Annotated in this window: 17 protein-coding genes, 25 tRNA genes and 1 pseudogene; 9 read left to right on the forward strand and 34 right to left on the reverse strand. The window is 69.3% G+C overall.

Annotated features, from left to right (window positions below):
- Positions 1–7: 7 nt before the first annotated feature.
- The 3 genes and pseudogenes from AB0B14_RS10935 to AB0B14_RS10945 form a co-directional block, all read right to left on the reverse strand.
- Positions 8–100: pseudogene (locus AB0B14_RS10935) on the reverse strand (FAD-dependent monooxygenase); the annotation flags it as partial.
- Between the two features lie 158 nt (positions 101–258).
- Positions 259–1,680, reverse strand: coding sequence for an NAD(P)/FAD-dependent oxidoreductase (locus AB0B14_RS10940; RefSeq protein WP_357522319.1), 1,422 nt, complete (start codon positions 1,678–1,680; stop codon positions 259–261).
- 1 nt (position 1,681) lies between these two features.
- Entirely contained in the window at positions 1,682–2,242 is a 561-nt protein-coding gene (locus tag AB0B14_RS10945) for a hypothetical protein (RefSeq protein ID WP_357065103.1), read from the reverse strand.
- Positions 2,243–2,575: 333 nt separating this feature from the next.
- On the opposite strand from AB0B14_RS10945, the gene AB0B14_RS10950 reads away from it, so the two are divergent.
- On the forward strand, positions 2,576–3,184 hold the full coding sequence (locus tag AB0B14_RS10950) for a TetR/AcrR family transcriptional regulator (protein WP_357065101.1): 609 nt from the start codon (positions 2,576–2,578) through the stop codon (positions 3,182–3,184).
- A 27-nt stretch (positions 3,185–3,211) separates the two neighbouring features.
- Here AB0B14_RS10950 and AB0B14_RS10955 read toward each other — a convergent pair whose 3' ends face one another.
- Positions 3,212–4,447, reverse strand: a complete 1,236-nt coding sequence (locus AB0B14_RS10955; RefSeq protein ID WP_357065100.1) for a low temperature requirement protein A — start codon at positions 4,445–4,447, stop codon at positions 3,212–3,214.
- A gap of 170 nt (positions 4,448–4,617) precedes the next feature.
- Here AB0B14_RS10955 and AB0B14_RS10960 point away from each other — a divergent pair, with 170 nt between their 5' ends.
- Positions 4,618–5,838 carry an MFS transporter gene (locus AB0B14_RS10960; RefSeq protein WP_357522320.1) on the forward strand — a complete coding sequence of 407 codons (1,221 nt, stop codon included), beginning with the start codon at positions 4,618–4,620 and terminating at the stop codon, positions 5,836–5,838.
- A gap of 124 nt (positions 5,839–5,962) precedes the next feature.
- Here AB0B14_RS10960 and AB0B14_RS10965 read toward each other — a convergent pair whose 3' ends face one another.
- Positions 5,963–6,646, reverse strand: coding sequence for a TetR/AcrR family transcriptional regulator (locus AB0B14_RS10965; protein WP_357065096.1), 684 nt, complete (start codon positions 6,644–6,646; stop codon positions 5,963–5,965).
- A gap of 92 nt (positions 6,647–6,738) precedes the next feature.
- Between AB0B14_RS10965 and AB0B14_RS10970 the strand changes: the two genes are divergently transcribed.
- The 4 genes from AB0B14_RS10970 to AB0B14_RS10985 all read left to right on the forward strand — a co-directional run bounded on the left by AB0B14_RS10970 (position 6,739) and on the right by AB0B14_RS10985 (position 11,174).
- Positions 6,739–7,404 (forward strand): hypothetical protein, encoded by a 666-nt coding sequence (locus AB0B14_RS10970; RefSeq protein WP_357065094.1) that lies wholly within the window; start codon positions 6,739–6,741, stop codon positions 7,402–7,404.
- Positions 7,405–7,466: 62 nt separating this feature from the next.
- On the forward strand, positions 7,467–7,790 hold the full coding sequence (locus tag AB0B14_RS10975) for a DUF4260 family protein (RefSeq protein ID WP_357522321.1): 324 nt from the start codon (positions 7,467–7,469) through the stop codon (positions 7,788–7,790).
- 315 nt (positions 7,791–8,105) lie between these two features.
- A complete protein-coding gene (locus AB0B14_RS10980) occupies positions 8,106–9,620 on the forward strand; it encodes an FAD-dependent monooxygenase (RefSeq protein WP_357522322.1) in 1,515 nt (504 codons plus the stop codon).
- A gap of 180 nt (positions 9,621–9,800) precedes the next feature.
- A complete protein-coding gene (locus AB0B14_RS10985) occupies positions 9,801–11,174 on the forward strand; it encodes a serine hydrolase domain-containing protein (RefSeq protein WP_357522323.1) in 1,374 nt (457 codons plus the stop codon).
- A gap of 65 nt (positions 11,175–11,239) precedes the next feature.
- On the opposite strand, the gene AB0B14_RS10990 is transcribed toward AB0B14_RS10985, so the two are convergent.
- Both AB0B14_RS10990 and AB0B14_RS10995 read right to left on the reverse strand, forming a co-directional pair.
- Entirely contained in the window at positions 11,240–11,467 is a 228-nt protein-coding gene (locus AB0B14_RS10990; protein WP_357065088.1) for a ferredoxin, read from the reverse strand.
- A complete protein-coding gene (locus tag AB0B14_RS10995) occupies positions 11,464–12,693 on the reverse strand; it encodes a cytochrome P450 (RefSeq protein WP_357522324.1) in 1,230 nt (409 codons plus the stop codon). The genes AB0B14_RS10990 and AB0B14_RS10995 overlap by 4 nt, the downstream gene beginning before the upstream one ends.
- A 299-nt stretch (positions 12,694–12,992) precedes the next feature.
- Here AB0B14_RS10995 and AB0B14_RS11000 point away from each other — a divergent pair, with 299 nt between their 5' ends.
- Positions 12,993–13,646, forward strand: a complete 654-nt coding sequence (locus AB0B14_RS11000) for a hypothetical protein (RefSeq protein ID WP_357522325.1) — start codon at positions 12,993–12,995, stop codon at positions 13,644–13,646.
- A gap of 31 nt (positions 13,647–13,677) precedes the next feature.
- Here AB0B14_RS11000 and AB0B14_RS11005 read toward each other — a convergent pair.
- The 27 genes from AB0B14_RS11005 to AB0B14_RS11135 all read right to left on the reverse strand — a co-directional run bounded on the left by AB0B14_RS11005 (position 13,678) and on the right by AB0B14_RS11135 (position 18,185).
- Positions 13,678–13,748: transfer RNA gene (locus tag AB0B14_RS11005), tRNA-Cys, on the reverse strand.
- A gap of 9 nt (positions 13,749–13,757) precedes the next feature.
- Positions 13,758–13,830, reverse strand: a tRNA-Arg gene (locus AB0B14_RS11010).
- Between the two features lie 6 nt (positions 13,831–13,836).
- Positions 13,837–13,920 (reverse strand) — tRNA-Tyr (locus AB0B14_RS11015).
- Position 13,921: 1 nt separating this feature from the next.
- Positions 13,922–13,996 (reverse strand) — tRNA-His (locus AB0B14_RS11020).
- Between the two features lie 20 nt (positions 13,997–14,016).
- Positions 14,017–14,088 (reverse strand) — tRNA-Val (locus AB0B14_RS11025).
- 72 nt (positions 14,089–14,160) lie between these two features.
- Positions 14,161–14,234, reverse strand: a tRNA-Asn gene (locus tag AB0B14_RS11030).
- A gap of 254 nt (positions 14,235–14,488) precedes the next feature.
- A tRNA-Val gene (locus AB0B14_RS11035) sits at positions 14,489–14,560 on the reverse strand.
- Between the two features lie 86 nt (positions 14,561–14,646).
- A tRNA-Met gene (locus AB0B14_RS11040) sits at positions 14,647–14,725 on the reverse strand.
- Between the two features lie 2 nt (positions 14,726–14,727).
- Positions 14,728–14,799 (reverse strand) — tRNA-Lys (locus AB0B14_RS11045).
- Positions 14,800–14,843: 44 nt separating this feature from the next.
- Positions 14,844–14,917 (reverse strand) — tRNA-Lys (locus AB0B14_RS11050).
- Position 14,918: 1 nt separating this feature from the next.
- Positions 14,919–15,007, reverse strand: a tRNA-Ser gene (locus tag AB0B14_RS11055).
- Positions 15,008–15,012: 5 nt separating this feature from the next.
- Positions 15,013–15,085: transfer RNA gene (locus tag AB0B14_RS11060), tRNA-Thr, on the reverse strand.
- Positions 15,086–15,090: 5 nt separating this feature from the next.
- Positions 15,091–15,163: transfer RNA gene (locus tag AB0B14_RS11065), tRNA-Arg, on the reverse strand.
- A gap of 1 nt (position 15,164) precedes the next feature.
- Positions 15,165–15,241 (reverse strand) — tRNA-Ile (locus AB0B14_RS11070).
- Between the two features lies 1 nt (position 15,242).
- Positions 15,243–15,332 (reverse strand) — tRNA-Ser (locus AB0B14_RS11075).
- A gap of 1 nt (position 15,333) precedes the next feature.
- Positions 15,334–15,409: transfer RNA gene (locus AB0B14_RS11080), tRNA-Asp, on the reverse strand.
- 25 nt (positions 15,410–15,434) lie between these two features.
- Positions 15,435–15,518, reverse strand: a tRNA-Leu gene (locus AB0B14_RS11085).
- 1 nt (position 15,519) lies between these two features.
- Positions 15,520–15,594: transfer RNA gene (locus AB0B14_RS11090), tRNA-Met, on the reverse strand.
- 1 nt (position 15,595) lies between these two features.
- Positions 15,596–15,671 (reverse strand) — tRNA-Leu (locus AB0B14_RS11095).
- A gap of 8 nt (positions 15,672–15,679) precedes the next feature.
- Positions 15,680–15,756 (reverse strand) — tRNA-Gln (locus AB0B14_RS11100).
- A 7-nt stretch (positions 15,757–15,763) separates the two neighbouring features.
- Positions 15,764–15,836, reverse strand: a tRNA-Gly gene (locus AB0B14_RS11105).
- 17 nt (positions 15,837–15,853) lie between these two features.
- Positions 15,854–15,927, reverse strand: a tRNA-Glu gene (locus AB0B14_RS11110).
- Between the two features lie 33 nt (positions 15,928–15,960).
- Positions 15,961–16,033, reverse strand: a tRNA-Ala gene (locus AB0B14_RS11115).
- Between the two features lies 1 nt (position 16,034).
- Positions 16,035–16,110 (reverse strand) — tRNA-Pro (locus AB0B14_RS11120).
- Positions 16,111–16,220: 110 nt separating this feature from the next.
- A tRNA-Trp gene (locus AB0B14_RS11125) sits at positions 16,221–16,293 on the reverse strand.
- A gap of 73 nt (positions 16,294–16,366) precedes the next feature.
- Positions 16,367–16,498 (reverse strand): hypothetical protein, encoded by a 132-nt coding sequence (locus AB0B14_RS11130; RefSeq protein ID WP_357065083.1) that lies wholly within the window; start codon positions 16,496–16,498, stop codon positions 16,367–16,369.
- A 196-nt stretch (positions 16,499–16,694) separates the two neighbouring features.
- Positions 16,695–18,185, reverse strand: coding sequence for an endo-1,4-beta-xylanase (locus AB0B14_RS11135; RefSeq protein WP_357065081.1), 1,491 nt, complete (start codon positions 18,183–18,185; stop codon positions 16,695–16,697).
- Between the two features lie 325 nt (positions 18,186–18,510).
- Here AB0B14_RS11135 and AB0B14_RS11140 point away from each other — a divergent pair, with 325 nt between their 5' ends.
- Both AB0B14_RS11140 and AB0B14_RS11145 read left to right on the forward strand, forming a co-directional pair.
- On the forward strand, positions 18,511–19,086 hold the full coding sequence (locus tag AB0B14_RS11140) for an NADAR family protein (RefSeq protein ID WP_357065079.1): 576 nt from the start codon (positions 18,511–18,513) through the stop codon (positions 19,084–19,086).
- A 148-nt stretch (positions 19,087–19,234) separates the two neighbouring features.
- On the forward strand, positions 19,235–21,511 hold the full coding sequence (locus AB0B14_RS11145) for a glycoside hydrolase family 44 protein (protein ID WP_357522326.1): 2,277 nt from the start codon (positions 19,235–19,237) through the stop codon (positions 21,509–21,511).
- Positions 21,512–21,562 lie beyond the last annotated feature (51 nt).

Raw genomic sequence — 21,562 nt, forward strand, 5'->3', positions numbered from 1 at the left:
CGACCAGGCGAAAGGAGACGCCGCCGCAGGCAAGCTCGCAGGCCAGCGTCAGCCCGGTGGGGCCCGCGCCGACGATCAGCACCGTCGGCGCGGGCCGCACCTGCGGGGACAGCTTCGTCGAGTCGGCCGTCTCATCTCCAGCTCACCGAGAGGAATCCCTCTCCACCGAGGGTAGGGCCCCCAACCGTCCGCCCTGGCCGACACGGCAAACACCTCGAGTCAGCTCTGCTCGCCGCCGGGTGGGACGCGGCCACACCATCAGCGGCCGTATGTCTCCAGCAGCCGTAGCCACACCTCGCTGACGGTCGGGTAGGCGGGAACCGCGTGCCACAGCCGGTCCAGCGGAACCTCGCCGACGATGGCGATCGTCGCGGCATGGATCAGCTCCGCGACGTCCGGACCTGCGAGGGTCACGCCGACGATCACCTTCCGGTCCTCGTCGACGACCATGCGGGCGTGCCCCCGGTAGCCATCGAGGTGCAGGGAGGATCCGGCGACGGCTCCGAGGTCGTAGTCCACGACCCGGATCCGCAGGCCGGCCGCCGCGGCCGAGGCCGCCGTCAGCCCGACCGACGCGATCTCCGGGTCGGTGAAGACCACCTGCGGCACCGCACGCTCGTCGGCCGTGGCCACGTGCCGGCCCCACCGGCCGTCCTCGACCTTCGCGCCCTTCGCCCGGGCAACGATCACGTCGCCCACCGCACGAGCCTGATACTTGCCCTGATGGGTGAGCAGCACCCGACGGTTCACGTCACCCGCCGCGTACAGCCACTCGCCACCGCCGACGACGCGCAGAGTGTCGTCGACAGTCAGCCAGGCACCCGGCACCAGCCCAACGGTGTCCAGTCCGATGTCCTGGGTGTTCGGCGTACGGCCGATCGCCACCAGGACCTCGTCGGCCTCCAGGACGTCGCCGTCGGTGGTGCGGATGTGGACGGTCCCGCTGTCGTCGCGGCTGACGGAGAGGGCCTGCGCGCCGACGCGTACCGCCACACCTGCCTCGCGCAACGACTCCTTGACCAACTCCCCCGCGAACGGCTCCACCGACGGCAGCACACCGTCGCGGGCCAGCACCGTCACCGAAGACCCCAGAGCGGCGAACGCGGTCGCCATCTCGGCCGCCACCACGCCACCACCGATGATGGCGAGCCGACGGGGAACCGACCCGGCCGAGGCGGCCTCGCGGCTGGACCATGGTGCCGCCTCCCGCAAGCCCGGGACGTCCGGCAGCAGAGCACTGCTTCCGGTTGCGACGACCACCGCGTGCCGCGCGGTCAACCGCGTCACCACACCGTCGACGCCTGTCACGTCGACGACCCGGGCGGACCGGATCCGCCCCTGGCCGCGGTGCAGCGCGATCCCCGCCGACTCGAGCCAGGAGACCTGCCCGTCGTCCTTCCAGTGCGACGCGAAGGAGTCCCGGCGTGCGAGCACCGCCGAAACGTCCAGGTCCTTCGTCACCGCCTCCCGCACACCCGGCAGTCGGCGAGCCGTCCGCATCGCCGACGCGCTGCGGAGCAACGCCTTGGTCGGCATGCAGGCCCAGTACGAGCACTCCCCGCCGACCAGCTCCCGCTCGACGATGGCGGCGGTCAGGCCGCCCCGTACGACCCGGTCGGCGACGTTCTCCCCGACCGGACCCGCGCCAACCACGACGACGTCGTACTCGGTGGTGGTCATGTCAGTTGCCCTTCGCGCCGCGGCCGAGGCGGAGGGCAGCGATGAGGAAGAAGATGGCGCCGGGGATGGCGTAGCCAGCCGCGTTGGTCAGCGACGGGTCAGCCGCGGAAGCACCGGCGATGAAGGACCCACCGGCGAGCACCGAGATGCCTCCGCTGATGATCATCGGCCACTGCCCGCCCATCTTGCGTCGGGTGACCCCCACGATCAGCTGGACCAGACCAGCCACAACCGCCCAGGCACCCCACACCCGCAGCACCGCCGGAATTCCGGACGCGCAGGCGACACCCACGCCAACGGCGGTGATCAGGCTGACCGCGATGTTCACGTACAGCAGGGTCGACGATCCGGTGGCCCGCGTCGAGCGGAGGTCGTAGCTGGCGGCGCCCACGTCGAACAGCGGGTAGAGCACGAACAGCACCGCCGTGAGCGGACCGATCTCCTTGGCGGTCGCGATCGTCACGAGTGCCCACACGATGGCGAACGCGAAGCGGACGAAGTACAGCCGCCGCAGCGCGGAAGCGGTCTGGGAAATGCCGGGCGAAGCAACTACGGAACTCACGATGGCCCTTTCCGGGGATGGATGGTGCGGAGGCCTGGCCAGAACGAACGTTCTACCTATGACAGGTTCTCACCTTCGCTGAGGCAGCGTCAAGACAGAACGTTCTACCTCAGGGGTGATGAAGACCGCACCTCCGGCCGGCCCAGGTGCCTGCCGGTCGCCTACTGCATGGGGTGACGCGAGCGCAGGCCGGCTATCGCTGGCCAGGTCACGCGGCTGGACCGACCCGGGGGCCCGTGAGCCATCGCCGAGGGAGCCTCAGCCGCGCCCGCTGGACAGGGCGGCAACGCAAGTTCGCTTAAGACCGAACGTTCTATCCGCTAGAATGGGCGCATGAAGCGCGGCGCACCCGCTGACCGGCCCTCTGAGGCGCGATCCCGGCTCCTCGGCACGGCAACCAAGATCTTCTACGCCGAGGGCATCCACTCCGTCGGTGTTGACCGGATCATCGCCGAGGCGAAAGTGACCCGGGCCACCTTCTACCGGCACTTCCCCAGCAAGGAAGATCTCATCCTCGCGTACCTGCGGGAAGTTCACCGGATGGATCGCGGCGCGGTCGGCGCGGCCATCGCCGCCAACCCGCCGCCGGGCGACCCCCTCCTGGCGATCGCCGGCGCCATCGCTGAGAGCATCCAGTCCCCCGGGTTTCGCGGATGCGCCTTCCTGAACGCCGCGGCGGAATATCCCGACGCCGACCATCCCGTGCACCGGGAGATCATCGCCCACCGGCAGTGGTTCCTGGACACGCTCACGACACTGATGGCGCAGGTCCACGAGGAGACGGCAGAGCCCGCCGCGCGTCACTTCGTCATGCTCCGCGACGGCGCCATGGCAGCCGGCTGCCTCTTCGACCCCGCGTTGGTGTCCGAGACCTTCCTCCGCGGGGTCGAGGGTCTTCTCCGGATCAACGCGGAGCGCCGGTCGGCCGAATCCGCCCGCTAGCGCTTGATCTTTACAGGGCGTGCGCGGTCACGCCTCGGAGTCACGGTCGTGGGACGTCTCCCGCCCGATCGGCGACGCGGGAACCTCCCGCGGCCGACCCCGGTTCCGCAGCGCGTCGCGCAGCGCGATCAGGGCCAGCACCCCGGCCACCACGCTCAGCCCGACCATCGGCGCCCAGCGGGCCAACGCCGGCGTGGCCAGCAGCAGGGCCACCAGGCCGATCAACAGGGAACGGGAATGCCGGCCGAAGATCTCGTACTCCAGCCGCATACGGGCGACGAGGAAAAGCATCGGACCGCCCACCACGAACAGGAGCCAACCGGGCCGAACCAGCCCGTACGGGTGATCGATCACCAGCTCGTACCCGACCGAGGTGACGAGCACGCTGAGCACGATCAGCAGATGAGTGCGTTCCGACGCCGCGCCCAGCCGACCGGGCATGCCCGCCCGCTCCAGCGCATCGGTCAACAACAGGCCGGCGCGGTGAAAGTAGATCCGCCAGAGCAGCGCGCTGGTGACGAACGCGATCCCGAAGGCGGCCGCCCGCCCGGCGGAGTAGTCCGTGCCGCTGAAGACCACACCGAGGACCAGGATCGACTCACCGAGTGCGATGAGAAACATCTGCTGGTAACGATCGGCGAGGTGCGTCCCGGCGATCCGCCAACGGCCGATCTTCGAGGCTCCGAGCCACGGCAACGGCCAGCCCAGTGTCCAGGCGAGGTAGTCGACGGCAAGGGCGACAGCCCACAGCGGCAGGCGAAGTCGGTCCGGACCCAGCGCGCCGCCCAGCCACAGCGGTGCGCTCGCCGCCGCCCACACCGAAAGCCGGAACGGCACCAGCCGTCGCGGATGGCCACGCAGCGCGGCGGCGACCACCATGGGCCGCACCACCATCACCGTCAGGTACGCGATCGCGAACGGCAGCGCTCGCTCCTCCATGGCACGTGGGAGCGCCACCGCCATGACCAGGCCGGCGAACATGGTGCCGACCACGACGGCCTGGATGATCGACCGCTCTGGTTCGTATCGACTGGTGATCCAGGCGGTGTGTGACCAGATCAGCCAGAGCGCCAGGAAGAGCAGCAGCGTGCGACCGAACCCGGTGACGAGCGCCCAGCCAGTGTCATCATTCAGGCCGGCGAATCGCTGCGAGACCCGGGTGAGAGCCACGACGAAGGCCAGATCGAAGAAGAGTTCCAGGAACGTGGCGCGACCCGAACTCGTGGGAGGGCGCAGCAGGTCAACGCCGTGCCCCGCCGCCATCGCCCGCCTCCGTCCGCCCCTTGTCGCACCAACGAGCCGGTCGCCGGAGGGTTGCGTCGGGCCCGACGGCGGCCGCCGGGGTTGTCTGCGTGGAGGTGGACGCCCCGGCTGGACGACGTGTGGGCTCGGCCAAGGTCAACATCCCCGGGACGGAGTACTAGAGTCGGGGGATGTCCGAGCACCGCCGCCTTCCGCTGTGGGCGGGACGCACGGCCGCGCTGCTGGGCATCGGGCTCGTCGCATTCACCCTGCGCCAGGCGGTTGCCACGGTATCGCCGATCCTCGGCGACATCCGGGTGGACATCCCGATATCGAACATCGACGTCGGGCTGCTCGGCACGTTGCCACCGATCCTGCTGGCGGCCTCTGGGTTCGTCGCGCCGCGCGTCGCCCGCGGCTTCGGCCTCGACGGCGGCATCGTGCTCGCGCTGCTGCTCATGACCCTCGGCCATCTGGTGCGCGCGTTCGCCCCGGGCTTCGCGGTGCTACTCGCCGGCAGCGTCGTCGCGCTCGCCGGTACGGGCATCGGCAATGTGCTGCTGCCGCCGATCGTGCGGCGCCACTTCCCCGACCGGGTAGCACTGCTGACCGCCGTCTACGTCTGCGTCGTGGGCGTGGGCACGGCCGTGCCCGCCGCGGTCGCCGCTCCGGTCTCGGCGCAGATCGGCTGGCGGTTCTCGCTCGGTATCTGGTCGGTGACCTCGATGGTCGCACTCGTGCCGTGGCTCGTCATCATCGCGCGGGAGCGCCGCCAGCGACTCTCGGATGCCGGCACCGTCGAGTCCCCGCCTACCGCCCTCGTCTCGCGACTGTGGCGGTCACGCGTGGCCCTGTCGATCACCGTCGTATTCTCGACCAGCACGATCTGCACCTACGCGGCGTTCGCGTGGCTGCCCGAGATCCTCGGCGACATCGCCGGCTCGACGCCGACCGAGGCCGGCGTGCTGCTCGCCGCGACCGGCATCATCAGCGTGCCCGGCGCATTCGTCGCGCCCCTACTCGTCGCGCGACTGCGCAACGTCGGCTGGCTGATCGCCGCCGGTGTCGTGAGCTTCTTGTCCGGCTACCTCGGCCTGCTGCTCGCCCCTACGACACTCACGCTGCTCTGGGTGCTGCTCATCGGCTCGGGGTCGATCCTGTTCCCGGTCTGCCTCGTGCTCATCAACGTTCGCACCCGTTCCCACGGCGGCACCGTCGCGCTGAGCGGCTTCGCCCAGGGGGTCGCGTACGCGCTCGGCGCGCTCGGTCCGCTGCTCGTCGGGCTGCTGCACGACCTGAGCGGCGGGTGGACCCTGCCGCTGCTGTTCCTGCTCGCTGTCACCCTCGTGGCGACCATCCCGGCGATCACGCTTGCGAGGCCCGCGTTCGTCGAGGACGAACTCGCCCGCTGACGCACCGCTGGGACGACCACCCTGGCGCTCCTCGCCCACGCCTCGAAGCATGATCAGCCCAGCCGCTGAACTCCCGGCGCCACCCGCCGAGGTCGAGCCGTCAGTGTCAGGTCGCCACTGATCCCTACCCCACCGGAGGTGCGGAACCCGGGAGGCCGTTGTTCAGGGCTTGCAGAATCAGATCGAGCCCGAACTCGAATTCCTCGTCCAGCGGACGGGGCAGGAGGTGCACGACCGAAGCCGTGGCGGGGTACGGGCCCCCGCCTCCGCCCAGAAAGGTGTCCTCCAGCGTCGAACGGCTGACCGTCGCGTCGTTCTGCATCGCGAACCCCACCACGTAGTGGGAGATCATCGCGACCGTGTTCACGGATATCACCGGGGGAAACCCGGCCTGCAACAGGGCCGCCAGCATCCGTTCCCGGATGACCAGGCCGTTCGGCCCGAGAGGAAACCTGCTGGTGAACAGGTGCGCTGAGGCGTTGTGGCTCGACAGGACCCGGTACGAGATTCTGGCGGAGTTGCGGCAGACCTCGTCCCAGGTCGCGCTTGCGCCGAGTTGGGCCCGGATCTGCCCGTCAGCCTCGCCAAGAAGGTGGTCCATGACGAGGCCGAGTAGTTCAGAGTGGCCTTCGACATGCCGATAGAGCGTCGCCGTGCTCGACGAAAGACGTTTGGCCACAGCTCGGAAGGTGAGTGCGTCCGCGCCTTCCTCGTCGAGGATGCCGAGCGCCGCCTCGACGATACGGACGCGCCCGACGGCCGGACGTCCTCGTGGCCGCTTTGGTTCCTTTCTGGCCGGACCATCCATTCGATCGCGTCTCCCATCACGAGTTCGCGGCCACGACCCGCGGGTCAGGACAGTACGAAGACGCTACACGCAGGGGACCAGGAGAAGTGGACGTGGGCGTTGCCGGAGTCAAGGACCGCCGCGAGCCGCGGCTCCGGCGGCGCGACGCTCTGGCATCAGGTGCCGTGGCCGGGTGGCTGTCCGGGGATCCACTGGCATGTTCGAAAATTTATGGCTACGCTGTAGCCATAAATACTGATCGAAAGTCCTCTCGCCGCCGCCGGTTCACCCCGGCGGCGACCCCCGCGCAGCAGACCGACTCCCTGCGCGAGGGCATCTATGTCACCTTCACCGCGCTCTCCGTCACTCTCGTCGTGGCTTCCCACCCCGGGACACCCGTCGAGGCCCTCCTCGTCCTGCTCGTCACGACCACCGGGACGGTGGTCGCCGCGCTGACCGCCGACGTGCTCTCACACCTGGCCGTACACGATCGGTTCTTGAACGGTCCGGAGCTGCGCCACGCGCTGCGCGCCTCGCTGGGCTCGTTGGTGACGGTCGTCGCCCCGCTTGTGCTGCTCGGTGCCTCCGCTCTCGGCGCCTGGCCCGTCACCCCCGCGTTGCGGGTTTCCGCAGCCGCTCTCCTCGCAACGCTCGTGACCGTCGCCGCCGTCGCGATACGCGGCATCAGGGTGCCGTGGTGGCAGCGAACGCTGTTCCTCCTGACCCTCGGTGTCGCCGGCCTGTTGGTCGTCTGGTTGCAGACGCTCGCGCACGGATGAGCCTTCGGGCAGGCATCACCGGCGAGCCGTCCACCTGACCCGCACCTACCCACGAGGAGCGCATGACCAGCACTGAGTCACCAGCGAGTGCCCCGGAACCACGCGGTAGAAAGTGGGCCCCGGCCCGGCCATCGCCCGACGTCGTCGCCGGGACGCCAGGTGTCGTCACCGGCCGGCCCCTGACCTGGCTTCGGATCGAAGGGCTGACCGTCGCCGGAGCCGCTCTCGTCGTCTTCGCGACCACCGGGCAGCCCTGGTGGCTGGTCCCAGCGCTGTTCCTGGTGCCGGACCAGTCCTGGCTCGCCTACGCCGGTTTCCGCCATCACAGACGAGCCCTCTGGTTACCAGGCCTCAGTTTTTCTCTCGAGCGGCCAACATATCCCTGATCTGTCTGGCATCCGCGACGTCCGTTTCCGTGTCGTTCGCCCGCGCTGCCGGGGGCACCTTCCTCGCGAGCCATGGGTCGGCTGACCTGATCACCGACCGCCGAGTGGACCGCCCTGCTGACCGACGAGCGGGAGACCCACAGCATTGCGCCGGCCACCTATTTTCGGCTACGCTGTATCCATAAACGCTGAGGGCCTGGACGCGACTCTCCGCCGACCTGACATTCGGCGACGGGACCGCTGGCGCAGCGCCCGATCGATCCGTGCGGTGGGCGATCCCACTCAACCGCGTTTCCGAGCTTCGAGGTGACGGCAATGACTGACCGTATCGACGTGCTGGTGGTCGGGGCCGGCCCGGCCGGGCTCGCGCTGGCCTGTGATCTTCAGCGCCGGGGTGTTCGGCTGCGCGTCATCGACGCCGCCGAGCATGGCTTCGAAGGCTCTCGGGCCAAAGGAATCCAGCCACGAACCCAAGAGGTTCTGGACGACCTCGGCATCCTGGCCGAAATCCAATCCCGCAGTTCGCTCTATCCCCTACTCGGCGCGCACGTCGGCCCCCTCACCGTGCCCTGGGTGATGATCAAGCACCGCAAGCCGACCGAGGATGTTCCCCACCCGAACACCCTTCTGGTGGCGCAGTACGAAACGGACGCGGCGATCAGACGCCGTCTCGAACAACTCGGCGGCACGGTCGAGTACCGGACCCGGCTGACGTCCTACGAGCAGGATGCGGACGGTGTCGTCGCCACCGTCGACGGTCCGGCCGGCACCGTGCGGATCTCCGCCCGTTTCCTGGTCGGCGCCGACGGAGGCGGCAGTGTTGTCCGCCGTACCGCGGGCATCGACTTCGTCGGGGACACCGACGAGAGCGACCGTATGATCGTCGCTGATGTGACAGTGCCCGGTCTGCCCCGCAACCGGTGGCACATCTGGCCCCGCGGCAACGGCCGGTTCATGGCACTGTGCCCGTTGCCGGACAGCGACAAGTTCCAACTGATGCTCAAGCTGCGTCCGGACGACAAGGCCGACCTAAGCCAGGAAGCCGTAAACCGCCTCGTTCACGAGTACGCGGGCGCCAAACTGCACGTGGCGGAGGTGCACTGGGCGTCGGTGTGGCGGCCGAACATCAGGTTGGCGCAGCGTTACCGGTCCGGGAACGTCTTCCTCGTCGGCGACGCCGCCCACGTACACCCGCCGACCGGTGGTCAGGGCCTGAACACCGGCGTGCAGGACGCCTACAACCTCGGTTGGAAACTGGCCCAGGTCCTGGCCGGAGCCCCCGACGTCCTGCTCGACACCTACGAGGCCGAACGGCAGCCCATCGCCGCCCGGGTGCTGGGGCTGTCGAGCGACATCTACGCCCGGATGAACAGTCGCCCGCTCGCCGCGGCCAAACGCGGCGACGAGGAACGCCAACTCGCCCTCAACTACCGCGGCGGTCCGCTGGCTGCCGACAGCGACGACGAGACCCCCAACGTCATCGCCGGAGACCGCGCACCCGACGCGCGTTACCGCGACACCGACGGCCGCTCGGGCCAACTGTTCGACGCGTTTCGCGGTGCTCACTTCACCCTCATCGCCGTCGGGGAGCCCGCGGTGTCGGCGCTCAAGCACATCTCGTGGCCAGGTACGGGCGCTGCTCTGAAGACCGTCGAGATCCCCGAGAAGGACGCGGCAGGAGTGCGCCGTGTCTACGGCATCACCGGCCCGGCGCAGATCCTCGTCCGGCCCGACGGCTACGTCGCCTATGAGGCCCATGACGACTGGACCGGCACCCTGTCCACATACACCGAGCTCATGCTGCCGACGGCCGGCCGACGCCACACCTGAGGCACCCGCCGAACAGATCACCGCCGCCTCGGCTCGTGACAACTGCCTCGCGGAAGCCACCGCGTCCACCGGCGCCTACTGACAGCGGCGCCCTCAACTCACGCTGCCGCGCGCACGGTGGCAGATCCGGACCCGCCGGATCATTCCGGGCCGCGCGGCCCGCCCGGTAGGTTGCCCCACATGTCACCGATCCCGACGCCGCTGTTACCCGAAACCCGACGTGCGCTCGTCCACCGGCTGGCCACTGGTCAGGTAGCGGGTCGGGCGCCTTCGGTCGTCGCTGCCGTGGTGCGTGATGGCCGTCCGGTGTGGGTGGACGGGTGGGGAACTGTGGACGGCAGGGTGCCGGATGGCGAGCTCCAATACCGGATCGGCTCGATCACCAAGACCTTCCTGGCGGTGCTGGTGCTGCGCCTGCGCGACGAGGGGCAACTCGCGCTTACCGACCCGCTGGCCGAGCACCTGCCCGGCACGGCGGCGGGCCAGGCCACGGTCGGTGCACTGCTGGCGCACACCGCCGGGCTGATCGCCGAGGCGCCCGGTCCGTGGTGGGAACGGACCCCGGGCACGCTGCGGCCCGACCTGGCCGACGTGCTGGGCAGCGAGCCGCAGGTACATCCGGCCGGACAGCGCCACCACTACTCCAACCCCGGCTATGCGCTGCTCGGCGCGCTGGTGCAGCGGGTTCGCGGGCAGGCTTGGGGCGAGGTGCTGCGGCGCGAGGTGCTGGAGCCACTCGAGATGACCCGCACCACCCTGCTGCCGGTCGCGCCGCATGCCACGGGCTGGGCGGTGCATCCCTGGGCCGATGTGCTCCTGGCGGAGCCCGCCGTGGAAACCGGTCTGATGGCCCCTGCCGGGCAACTGTGGTCGACCGTGACGGACCTGGCCCGGTTCGCGGCGTTCCTCATCGACGGCGACGACCGGGTGTTGCATCCGGACACCGTCGCGCAGATGCGCACCCCGGCGAGCCCACCGGAGGCGACGGACCGGGACAGCGGCTACGGGCTCGGCATGCAGTTGCTGCGCCGCGACGGCCGGTTGTTGGCCGGGCACACCGGCTCGATGCCGGGCTTCGTCGCGGCCGTCTGGGTCAGCCCCGACGAGGCTCTGGGCGCGGTCGTGATGGGCAACGTGACCGCCGGCCTGTCCGCCGGCGCTCTCGCCGCTGATCTGCTGCAGACGGTCGCCGAGCGGGAGCCCCGGATCCCCGCGCCGTGGCGACCGCTGCCCTCGGTTGACCCACAGCTACTGGATCTCGCCGGCCCGTGGTACTGGGGGCCGGCCCCGTACGTGCTGCGCCCGCAGGCTGATGACTTCCTGGAGCTGACCCCGCTGTCCGGCGGGCGCGGCACCCGGCTGCGCCCCACCGGCGACGGCGGCTGGGAGGGGCTCAACGGCTACTTCGCCGGCGAACGGCTGCGGGTGCACCGCGACGCGACCGGCGCCGTCAGCCACCTCGATCTTGGCACCTTCGTCTTCACCCGGCAGCCCTACGACCCTGCGGCGCCAGTGCCCGGCGGCGTCGACCCGGCCGGCTGGCGGGCCGGCTGACCTCACGAGCGCGCTGATCTTGAGGATCATCCGCGGCGGCGCAACCGGCCGGGCTCGATTTCGGGTCACTCCTCCGGCGCGATCAGCCGGTCGTCGGTGGCGTCGCGGACCGTGATCGCCTCCACCGGGCACGAGTTGGCGGCGTCGACGATGGCCTCGGCCGGGGCGACGACGTCGGCCAGCGGCGCGGACAGGTCGCCGACCAGGTGGAAGTGCTCGGGTGCGGTCCCGACGCAGACGCCCGTGCCCATGCAGCGGCGGGCGTCCACCCCGATCCGCCATGCGGTGCTCACCAGGCCACCGGCATGCCGAGCAGGCCCCGCACCAACATGCCCCGCTTCCACTCCAGCTCGGCTTCTGCAACGGCGAGCCGCAATCCGGGTAGGCGAGTCACGAGGGTGGCCACAGCGACCTGCAACTCCATGCGGGCCAGCTGCGCGCCGACGCAGTGGTGCACGCCGTGCCCGAAGCCCAGGTGCGGGTTCTGCTCGCGGTCGAGATCCAGCCGGTCCGGGTCGGCGAAGACCGTACCGTCCCGATTCGCCGACGACAGTGAGCCGAGAACCGGCTCACCTGCCCGGACCAGCACCCCGCCGACCTCGACGTCCTCCTTGGCGTACCGGGCGAAGGAGGAGCCGACGCCGAGCGGCACGTACCGCAACAGTTCCTCGACGGCGGCCGGCACCAGCGACGGGTCGGCCCGCAGCCGAGCGAGCTGGTCCGGATTGTGCAGCAGGACGTAGACGAAGTTGGGAATCTGGGTCACCGTGGTCTCGTGGCCGGCCGCGAGCAGCCCGCCGGCCAGCTCCACCAACTCGGTCTCGCTGAGCCGATCCTGATTCTCGTCGCGGGCCCGCACCATCGCGCCGAGCAGGTCGTCGATCCCCGGCTCGCGGCGGCGCTCGGCGACCAGGTCACCCATGTAGCCCCAGAGACTGTTCAGGTACTCCTGGATCGTTTCCGGGGGCAGCGAGGTGGTCGAGACGATCGCCTCGGACCAGATGTGGAAGCGGTCGCGGTCGGCGTACGGGACGCCGAGCAGCTCGCAGATCACCTGGATCGGCAGCGGCGTGGCGACGTGCTCCACCAGGTCGGCCGGAGAACCGAGCCGGATCATGTTGTCGACAAGCGCGTCGGCGATCTCCTGGGTTCGGGGTCGCAGCGCCTCAACCCGACGTGCCGTGAACGCCTTCGCCACCAGCCGGCGCAGCCGCGTGTGCTCGGGCGGATCCATGGTCAGCATGCCGCTGTCCTGCTGGCGTTGGGTGAGCCTGGGCTCGTCGCGCTGAACGGCCGGTGCGCGGCCGAACCGCACGTCGCCGAGGACCGTACGGACGTCCTCGTACCGGGTGGCGAGCCACGCCTCCTCGCCGTAGGGGAGCTTTACCCGGGTCATCGGCTCGGTCTCGCGCAGCTCGCCATAGGTCGGATCGACGACGAGGCGGTCGGGCACACTGAACGGGTAGGGCCGTGCGGGCGGAACGGTTCGGCTCTCGGTGGTCTGCGCGCTCTCCGTCATCCGGATTTCCTTCGTCGAGACGGCGTGATCCTCACGCCGGCACCACCTGCGTAGCGGCGCCGGATTGCCAGCGGCCAGGTCTTACGAACAGCACACATCAACGCTCGGTGATTCACCGATACCGGATCGTAGCGGCAGGCGTCGATGATCGCCATGGAGGCTGGTCCGCGTCCGTACGCGACAGCACTCTCGCGGCGACCGGCCTGCGGGCCTCGTCTCGACGACCGGCGCAGTCGTCGGGAACGGTCGTACGCCCACTGTGGTGATTGCGGGTCGGATCGGGCTGGCATGATCAATCGGTGCGGTTGATCATGCTCGCGACAGGGCCGATTCTGCTGTTGTGGCTCAACATGTCGCGAGCGCCGCGAATCCGATGGCTGGTTGCGCTGTTCCTCGCAGGGTTGACCGCGCTCGCCGCCACACTCATTTATTTCCTGCCGCGTGGCCTGTTGGAGATCTCGCTTGTGTGCGTGGCGGTGGCCGCGCTGACGGTGGCTGCCGCCCGCCTGCACGAACGCCGCCGACTCGGCCCCGTCCACAGGCCCGGGAACGTCGTGTCGACGTACCTGCTCGCCGGCTGGTTGCTGGTGCTGCTCTGTTGTGGCGTACTGCTCGGGCGACCAGGGCCATTCTTCCCGGCAGCCGACAAGGTGCTGCCGTTGCCCAACGGACTGCAAGCCACGGTCCTTCCGTCGGATGACGGCGACTGCGGCTCAGGATCGTGCCAGCGGAGGATCACGGTTACCGGCCGAGCCGGTCAATCCGGCGAAGACCTCTACGCGGAGGTGAAGCGGCACGTCGAGGCACGAGGGTGGGGTCGGGGGTGCCGACCTGTTGGCTGGCTGCTGGACCGGAGCACGGAATGCGTCGATCTGGCCATGGACGCCGGTCAGGTGACGATCATCCTGTCCGGCAATCGGGACGACCTCCGACAGGTGACGACAGTCAACTGACCGGTGCACCCCGCACAGTGGATGGCAGTCGAGGCCGTGACCGGAATCGAACCGGCGTGCGCGGTTTTGCAGACCGCTCCCTGACCACTCGGGCACACGACCAGGCAGAAGCACCCGCGGAGGGAATCGAACCCCCGCCACCCAGCTCCGGAAGCTGGTGCTCTGTCCGCTGAGCTACGCGGGCAAGCCGTGGGAGTGGAGAGATTCGAACTCCCTGAGCGCGAACGCACCGGGGTTACAACCCGGCCCACCTCACCAGCGGTGGCGCACTCCCGTGGGGTGACTGGCGGGTACTGACCCCGCGACCTCCCGGGCCACAACCGGGCGCTCTACCACTGAGCTACAGCCACAACTACGGCCCGAAGGCCAGTGCCCGTACCTGGACTCGAACCAGGGCGACCCGCTGTGTGGGAGCGGTGCTCTGCCGCTGAGCTACACGGGCATGGGATGACGGGCGGCCCTGGTGGACCAGTCTCCGCCGAGGGGACTTCCGCCCGTCCCGGCCCCGCCATCGCTCCCTCGCCTGGGTTCGAACCAGGAATCTTGCGGTTAACAGCCGCCTGCTCTGCCAGCTTGAGCTACAAGGGAATGGTCGCGCGTGCGGGGCTTGAACCCGCTCCATCGCCCAAAAAATATGCAACGTCTTTCCAGATCTCACGCCGTCGAATTTTGTTGACCGTTTGCGGACGCACGTCGAAAACGGGAGCAAGCTGCTCCCCGGACAGGTTGGACGCCCTGATCTCAATAACGTCGGCTGCCGTAAGCTTCGTCCGTTTATCTAGCCCTAGATCTTTCGCTTTCGGGCGGGGCGGCGAGTTGCCCATAACCGAACGCGCGTTGCGTACCCCGAGCTGGTGTCGAACCAGCGACCCCCGGCTTGTCGAACCGGTGCTCTCCCGCTGAGCTATCAGGGCGTGATGAGGGGGTCGGCCGCGGAGTGTGCTGCCGCGCTTGCGCCTGGCACTCCCGGTGCCAGGGCCGACCCGAACGGATAGGGACGTGGTGGCGGGGGCGGGATTCGAACCCGCGAGCTCCGGCTTATGAGGCCGGCGAGGACGACCGAACTCCTCTACCCCGCAAGTGCCGCCGAAGGGAATCGAACCCCCGCAGTCCGGATTAAAAGTCCGGAGCCCGGCCATCAGGCGCCGGCGACATCGTGCTGCGCCCCGCTCTGTTCGCTGCGCCAGCGGGGCACGGTGGTACGCCGCCGGAGGGTCGAACTCCGGTCCCCGGATTAAGAATCCGGTGCTAAGCCACTCAGCTAGCGGCGCTTGGCGGTGAGGGAGGGAGTCGAACCCCCAAGGCCCTGTGGCCCTGTCCGCTTTCGAGGCGGCGCCCGTCACCTATCGGGTGGCCTCACCATGAGTCGGGATGGCCGGGCTCGAACCGACGGCCTCCGGTCCACCAGACCGGCGCGCCACCGACTGCGCCACACCCCGATGCGTACCCCCGGCGCGATTCGAACGCGCGACCCCCAGATCCGTAATCTGGTGCTCTATCCGCTGAGCCACGGGGGCATGGTGTCGTCGGAGGGAGTTGAACCCACGATCTCTGCGTTATCAGCGCAGTGCCTTAACCAGCTTGGCCACGACGACATGGCGGAGAGGGAGGGATTCGAACCCTCGGCGGTGTCACCCGCTCCGCGTTAGCAACGCGGTGCCATCGGCCGGACTAGGCGACCTCTCCGTGGCGCTGACGACGGGACTCGAACCCGCGACCGCCTCGCTGACAACGAGGTGCTCAAGCCGCTGAGCTACGCCAGCATGGGACCGGCCGGAAGCCGGTGAGTGCGCTCGGGGGGAGTCGAACCCCCACGCCTTTCGGCACACGGACCTGAGCCGTGCGTGTCTACCTGAGTTCCACCACGAGCGCGTGGTGCCGACGCCCGGGGTCGATCCGGGGGCCTTCCGGTTATGAGCCGGATGCTCTGCCGTTGAGCTACGTCGGCTTGGTGCCCTCGACACGAGTCGAACGTGCAACTACGGCCGCCTCACGACCGCGCCTCTTCCGTTGGGCTACGAGGGCATGGTGAGCTCCGGGAGCAGGAATCGAACCTGCGACTGTACCGGGATCCAAAGTCCCGTCGCCCCTGCCAGCAGAGCATCCCGGAACGGTTGAGCGGCCGGCGGGCACCGACCCCGCTTCTTCGGTTTGGAAGACCGACGTGTCCGCCGAGTTCACCACGACCGCGTGGCATTTTCTTTGCGTAGGCCGTACGGGGCTCGAACCCGTAACCTCCTGGCTGAGAACCAGGTGAGCTGCCAGCTTGCTCCAACGGCCCATGGAACCGGCGGGGATCGCGGTCGCGAATGCGTGGAGAAGAAGGGATTCGAACCCTCGACCTCCGGTCTGCCGAACCGGCGCTCTCCCAGCTGAGCTACAACCCCGTGGTCCGGGACCGGGGTGTCGAACCCCGTGTCTCTCGCTCCCAAAGCGAGCGGGTCAGCCGTCTCCCTCGTCCCGGAGATAGTGCCCCCGGCCGGCCCGTGCAGGCGCCGGCCGGGGTCTTGCTCATGCCATCCACTGTGGAGTTGAGAATGTGCGGCGCCACCGGCCGCGGCCGTGGCGAAAAAGCAGGGGCGGCAGGACTCGAACCTGCAACCTTCGGTTTTGGAGGCCGGTGCTCTCCCAGTTGAGCTACGCCCCTATCAAGGTGCTTCAGTAACGAGAAAGCCGCCCTGCCCCGGTCGGGGTGGGCGGCTTCGCAGCTTGCGCTGGCGCTATTCGCGCCGCCACCCCGGCTTCCAGTTTTGCTCACTCGCGCACAGATCGTGGGCTCGCCCGATCGAGGGCAGCACGACACCGCCGCGCGGCGTGAACCGCGTGGTTTCGGTGTAGGCATACTGCGACACGGGGAACTCCTTGGGTTGGTCGGAACGGCCTTGCTCATTCAAGGTAGGCGCTGTGCGAAGCGGATGGCAATGGATATTCCGAGCTGCCGCCATGTGACTCACCGGGTCCGACCGACAACGACGGCACTCGGGCCCGGAGCCGATGGCTCCGGGCCCGGTCAGCGTCCTGAGGCGAAGGGCTGGTACGTGTTACCGGTCAGGGGCTGGTGCAGGAGAGGTTGCCGGGCGCCGCGCTGCTGCTGCCGTTGGCCAGGAAGCCGAAGGTGGTCGAGGCGTTCGCGCCGAGAGACCCGTTGTACTCGGCGTTGCGGACGCTGACTGTCCCGCTGGTGCCGGTGTTGATGCCGTTCCAGACATTGGCGATGGTCTGCCCACTGGCCAGCGTCAGCCGTACGGTCCAGCCGCTGAGGGTGGCGGAGCCGTTGTTGGCCACGGTGACCTCGCCCTGGAAACCACCGTTCCAGTTGTTGACCATGCGGTACGTCGCGCCACAGCCACCCGGCGGCGGCGTGGTCGGCGGGGCACTCGTCGGCGGAGCAGACGTCGGCGGAGCACTGGTCGGCGGAGCAGACGTCGGCGGAGCACTGGTCGGCGGAGCAGACGTCGGCGGAGCACTCGTCGGCGGTGTGCCCGGCACCGTGGTGGAGGCGGCGTTGAGAGCGTTGAGGACTGCGGTGTACGCCGCCTTGGGGTTGCTGTTGCGGTCAAAGAGCAGCGGGTTCTCGTTGCCGCGCCAGGAGTCGCTGTCCCGAATGCCCCACGTCGTGATGCCGACGCAGCGGGGGACGTTCATGCAGGCCTGGGTCAGGCCCTGGTACTGGCTGGTCGAGGCGTTGGTGACGTCGGCCTCGGTCAACGCCACGTCGACCCCGAGGGCGGCGAAGCTGGACAGCGTCTGCTGGAAGTTGCTCGGCAGTGAGCTGCCACCGGTGAAGTGGGTCTGCAGGCCGACGCAGTCGACCGGGACGCCCCGGGCCTTGAAGTCCCTGATCAGGTTGTAGACGCCCTGCGTCTTGGCGTACGTCCAGTTCTCGATGTTGTAGTCGTTGTAGCACAGCTTGACGCTCGGGTCGGCGGCGCGCGCGGTCCGGAACGCCACCTCGATCCAGTCGTTCCCGGTGGCCTGCAGGTTCGACGACCGCCGGCTGCCGTTCTCGGCGTAGGCCTCGTTCACCACGTCCCAGTAGGCGAATTTGCCCTTGTAGTGGGCCATGACGCCGTTGATGTGGCTGACCATCGCGGCCCGCAGGGCGCTGCCGCTGAGACTTCCCCAGAACCTGGGCTGCTGGCCGTGCCAGGCCAGGGTGTGACCACGGAACCGCATGCCGTGCTGGGTGGCCCAGTTGTAGATCGCGTCACCGCGACGGAAGTCGAACTGGCCGGGGTTGGGCTCGGTCGCGTCGGGCTTCATCTCGTTGACGGCCGTCATCATGTCGAACTCGCGGTCCGCGATGGTCAGGAAGCCCGAGTCGGTGAGACGGTCCGACCCCATGGCGGCGCCGAAGTACCGGCCGCTGCGCTCGGCGGCGGCTTTCAGGGTGGTCCCGGGCGGACCGCTGAGGTCGGCGCGGGCGAAGGTCGCCAGGGCCATCGAGGACACGGTGATCGCCAGGGCGCAGGCCCCACCCAGAAGCAGCCTGGCGGCACCCCTGGGTCGGCGTTTCGGTTGAGCGGGTACGTCGTTCATCTGTGCGTTCTCCTCGGTGTGCTGTCTGGTCCATTGCCGATGCGGGGCACGGAACCGACGTTCGCTGCACGGCCGACGAACGGAGCACCGCGCTCGCCACTGGACCAGCACGCCGCAGGTAACGCCGAGCCGGCGCCAACCCAGCCGCGCCCGAATCGGTGGCCACCGCTGGCTGCCCGGCCCGCCCGGTGGATGGTGAGCACTCCGCGCCGTACGCCCGTGCGGAGTGACACTGCCCTGCCCGGGATGATATATCGAATCAATTCGATCCGCGCCCCCGGTAATGGTGGTGCGGCCGACCTGCTGGTGCCGCACACTCACCCACATGGCGACGTCACCGAGCAGCGTCGGGGAGCTGACCGGCAGGATGCGTTCGGGCGCCCGGGTGAAGTTCCTGTTCTTCTGGGGCCACCAGCCGCAGCGCGACGGCGGCATCGGGGCTGGGTGCTTGAGTCAGTGGTGGCCGGCGCCGTTCACCATCGACGGGCTGCTCTTCGCCACAGCCGAGCACTACATGATGTGGCGCAAGGCCACGCTGTTCGGTGACCGGGCGACGGCCGCCCAGACTCTGACGGTCACGCACCCGCACGCCGCGAAGACCCTTGGCCGGCAGGTCACCGGCTTCGACCAGAGGGCATGGGAGCAGCACCGCTACGACATCGTGGTGACTGGCAACGCGGCGAAGTTCGGCCAGCATCCTGCGCTGCGCAGCTACCTGCTGGGCACCGGCGAGCGGGTGCTTGTGGAGGCCAGCCCGCTCGACCGGGTCTGGGGAATCGGCCTGGCCGCAGACCACCCGCACGCCACCGACCCCGCCCGGTGGCGAGGGCTGAACCTGCTCGGCTTCGCACTCATGCGAGCCCGCGCGGCCCTACGCGAACAGGGACCAACCGAGGGGTAGGAGTTCGACCCGCCGTACCAACTGCCCGAACAGGTCGAATCGAGTCGAATTCGACATGATCCACAGTGGGTCTTCCGGCGTTGACTCGGAGCCGGGAAAGCGCAACCCTGTGGAAGCGCTCCCATCGTCGAGCTCCTATGCGAAAGGAATGCTCGTGCGTCCCACCACCGCTCTACTCCCGGTCGTGCTCGCCACGGCCCTCGCCGGTCTGGCCCTGCCAGAACCCGCCCTGGCCGCGGCCGGCCCGGCGCTCACCGTCGACACCACCGCCGCCCGCCACCAGATCAGCCCGTACATCTACGGCATGAACTTCGCCGACCAGGTTCTCGCCCAGGATCTGCGGCTGCCGGTGCACCGCTACGGCGGCAACGCCACCACCCGCTACAACTTCCGTGCCGACACCACCAACCGCGCGGCAGACTGGTATTTCGAGAACATCCCCAACGACAACCCGAGTCCGGACGACCTCCCGGAGGGCTCGGAGACCGACCGGTTCGTGCAGCAGAACAAGGCCACCGGCGCGGCCACGGTCATGACCATGCCGATGCTCGGCTGGATCGCCAAGGACCGGTCGCGGGCGTGTGGCTTCAGCGTCGCCAAGTACGGCCCACAGCAGTCCACCGACACCTGGGCCCCGGACTGCGGCAACGGCATCAAGCCGGACGGGTCACCGATCACCGGCACCGATCCGGAGGACACCAGCGTCGCCGTCGGCCCGGAGTACGCCACCGACTTCGTCAACCACCTCAAGGGGCAGTTCGGCGCCGCCGCCGACGGTGGGGTCCAGTTCTACAACCTGGACAACGAGCCGGACCTGTGGCACTCCACCCACCGCGACGTCCGCCCGACCGGGCTGGGCTACGACGAGCTACGCGACCGCACCTACGAGTACGCGGCCGCCATCAAGGCTGCCGACCCCGGCGCGAAGACGCTCGGTCCCGTCGGCTGGGGCCTGAACTCGATCCTCTACTCGGGCCTCGACCAGGACACCTGCTCGCGCACCGGCTGCTGGTCGAACCCACCGGACAAGGCCGCGCACGGCGGCCAGGACCTCGGGCCGTGGTATCTGGACCGGATGCGTGAGTACGAGCAGCAGCACGGCACACGCATCCTCGACTACTTCGACGTCCACCTCTACCCGCAGCAGGCCGGCGTGTTGGGCGACGCGGCCGGCGACGCCAACACCCAGGCGCTGCGACTGCGCTCGACCCGCCAACTCTGGGACCCGACCTACGTGGACGAGAGCTGGATCAACAGTCCGGTCCGGTACATTCCGCGCCTGCGCGAGCTCGTCGACCAGCACTACCCGGGCACGAAGATCGCGATGACCGAGTACAACTGGGGCGCCTTCGGGTCGCTCAACGGCGCGCTCGCCCAGGCCGACGTCCTCGGCATCTTCGGCCGCGAAGGACTCGACCTGGCCACCCTCTGGACCGCACCCACGGCCGACCAGCCGGTGGCCAACGCGTTCCGCGTCTTCCGCAACTACGACGGCAAGGGCGGCGCGTTCGGCGAAACCTCCGTCCAGGCGGCAAGCGCCGACCAGGGCAGGCTCGCGGTGTACGCCGCCGAGCGCAGCGCCGACAAGGCGCTCACCCTGGTCGTCGTCAACAAGACCGGTGACGACCTGACCAGCCCGGTCGCCCTCACCGGCGCCTCCGCCAGCACCGCCCAGGTCTACCGTTACAGCGGGGCGAACCTCGCCGGCGTCGTCCGGGAGGCCGACCTGCCGGTGACCGCCAGCGGCCTCACGGCCACCTTCCCGGCCAACTCGATCACCCACCTGGTGCTGCCGCGCGGCACCACGCCCGGCGACACCCAGGCGCCGACCGTCCCGGGCAAGCCGACCGCCGGCACGATCACCGGCGACAGCGTCGCGCTGACCTGGACGCCGTCCACCGACGACACCGCCGTCACCGGCTACGACGTGCACCGGGTCGACACCGCCGGCCCGGTGAAGGTGGGCAGCGCCACCGGCACCACGTACACCGTGACCGGGCTGACGCCGGACACGCCGTACACCTTCGTGGTGACCGCCCGGGACGCGGCGGGCAACGTCTCGGCGGCCTCGCCCGGCCTGGCCGTGCGGACCGCGCCCACCGCCCCGACCGCAACCTGCACTGTCGGCTACACGGCTTACAATTGGTCGGGCGGCTTCACCGCGGCCGTAACGATCAAGAACACCGGCACCACCGCGATCGACGGCTGGAAACTCGCCTTCGACTTCCCCACCACCGCTCAGAAGGTCGACCAGGGCTGGTCGGCCACCTGGAAACAGAACGGAACGAGCGTCACCGCGGACAGCATGAGTTGGAACGGCAAACTCGCTCCCGGCGCGTCCACCAGCATTGGCTTCAACGGCACGTGGAGCGGCACCAATCCGGCACCAACCACCTTCACCCTCAACGGTCAACGCTGCGGGTGACCTGAGAGACACCTCCTCCGCGGCACACCCGCGGAGCAGTCCGGAGGGGGC

This window comes from Micromonospora sp. NPDC049171 (assembly GCF_040648275.1).
Classification (GTDB): domain Bacteria; phylum Actinomycetota; class Actinomycetes; order Mycobacteriales; family Micromonosporaceae; genus Micromonospora.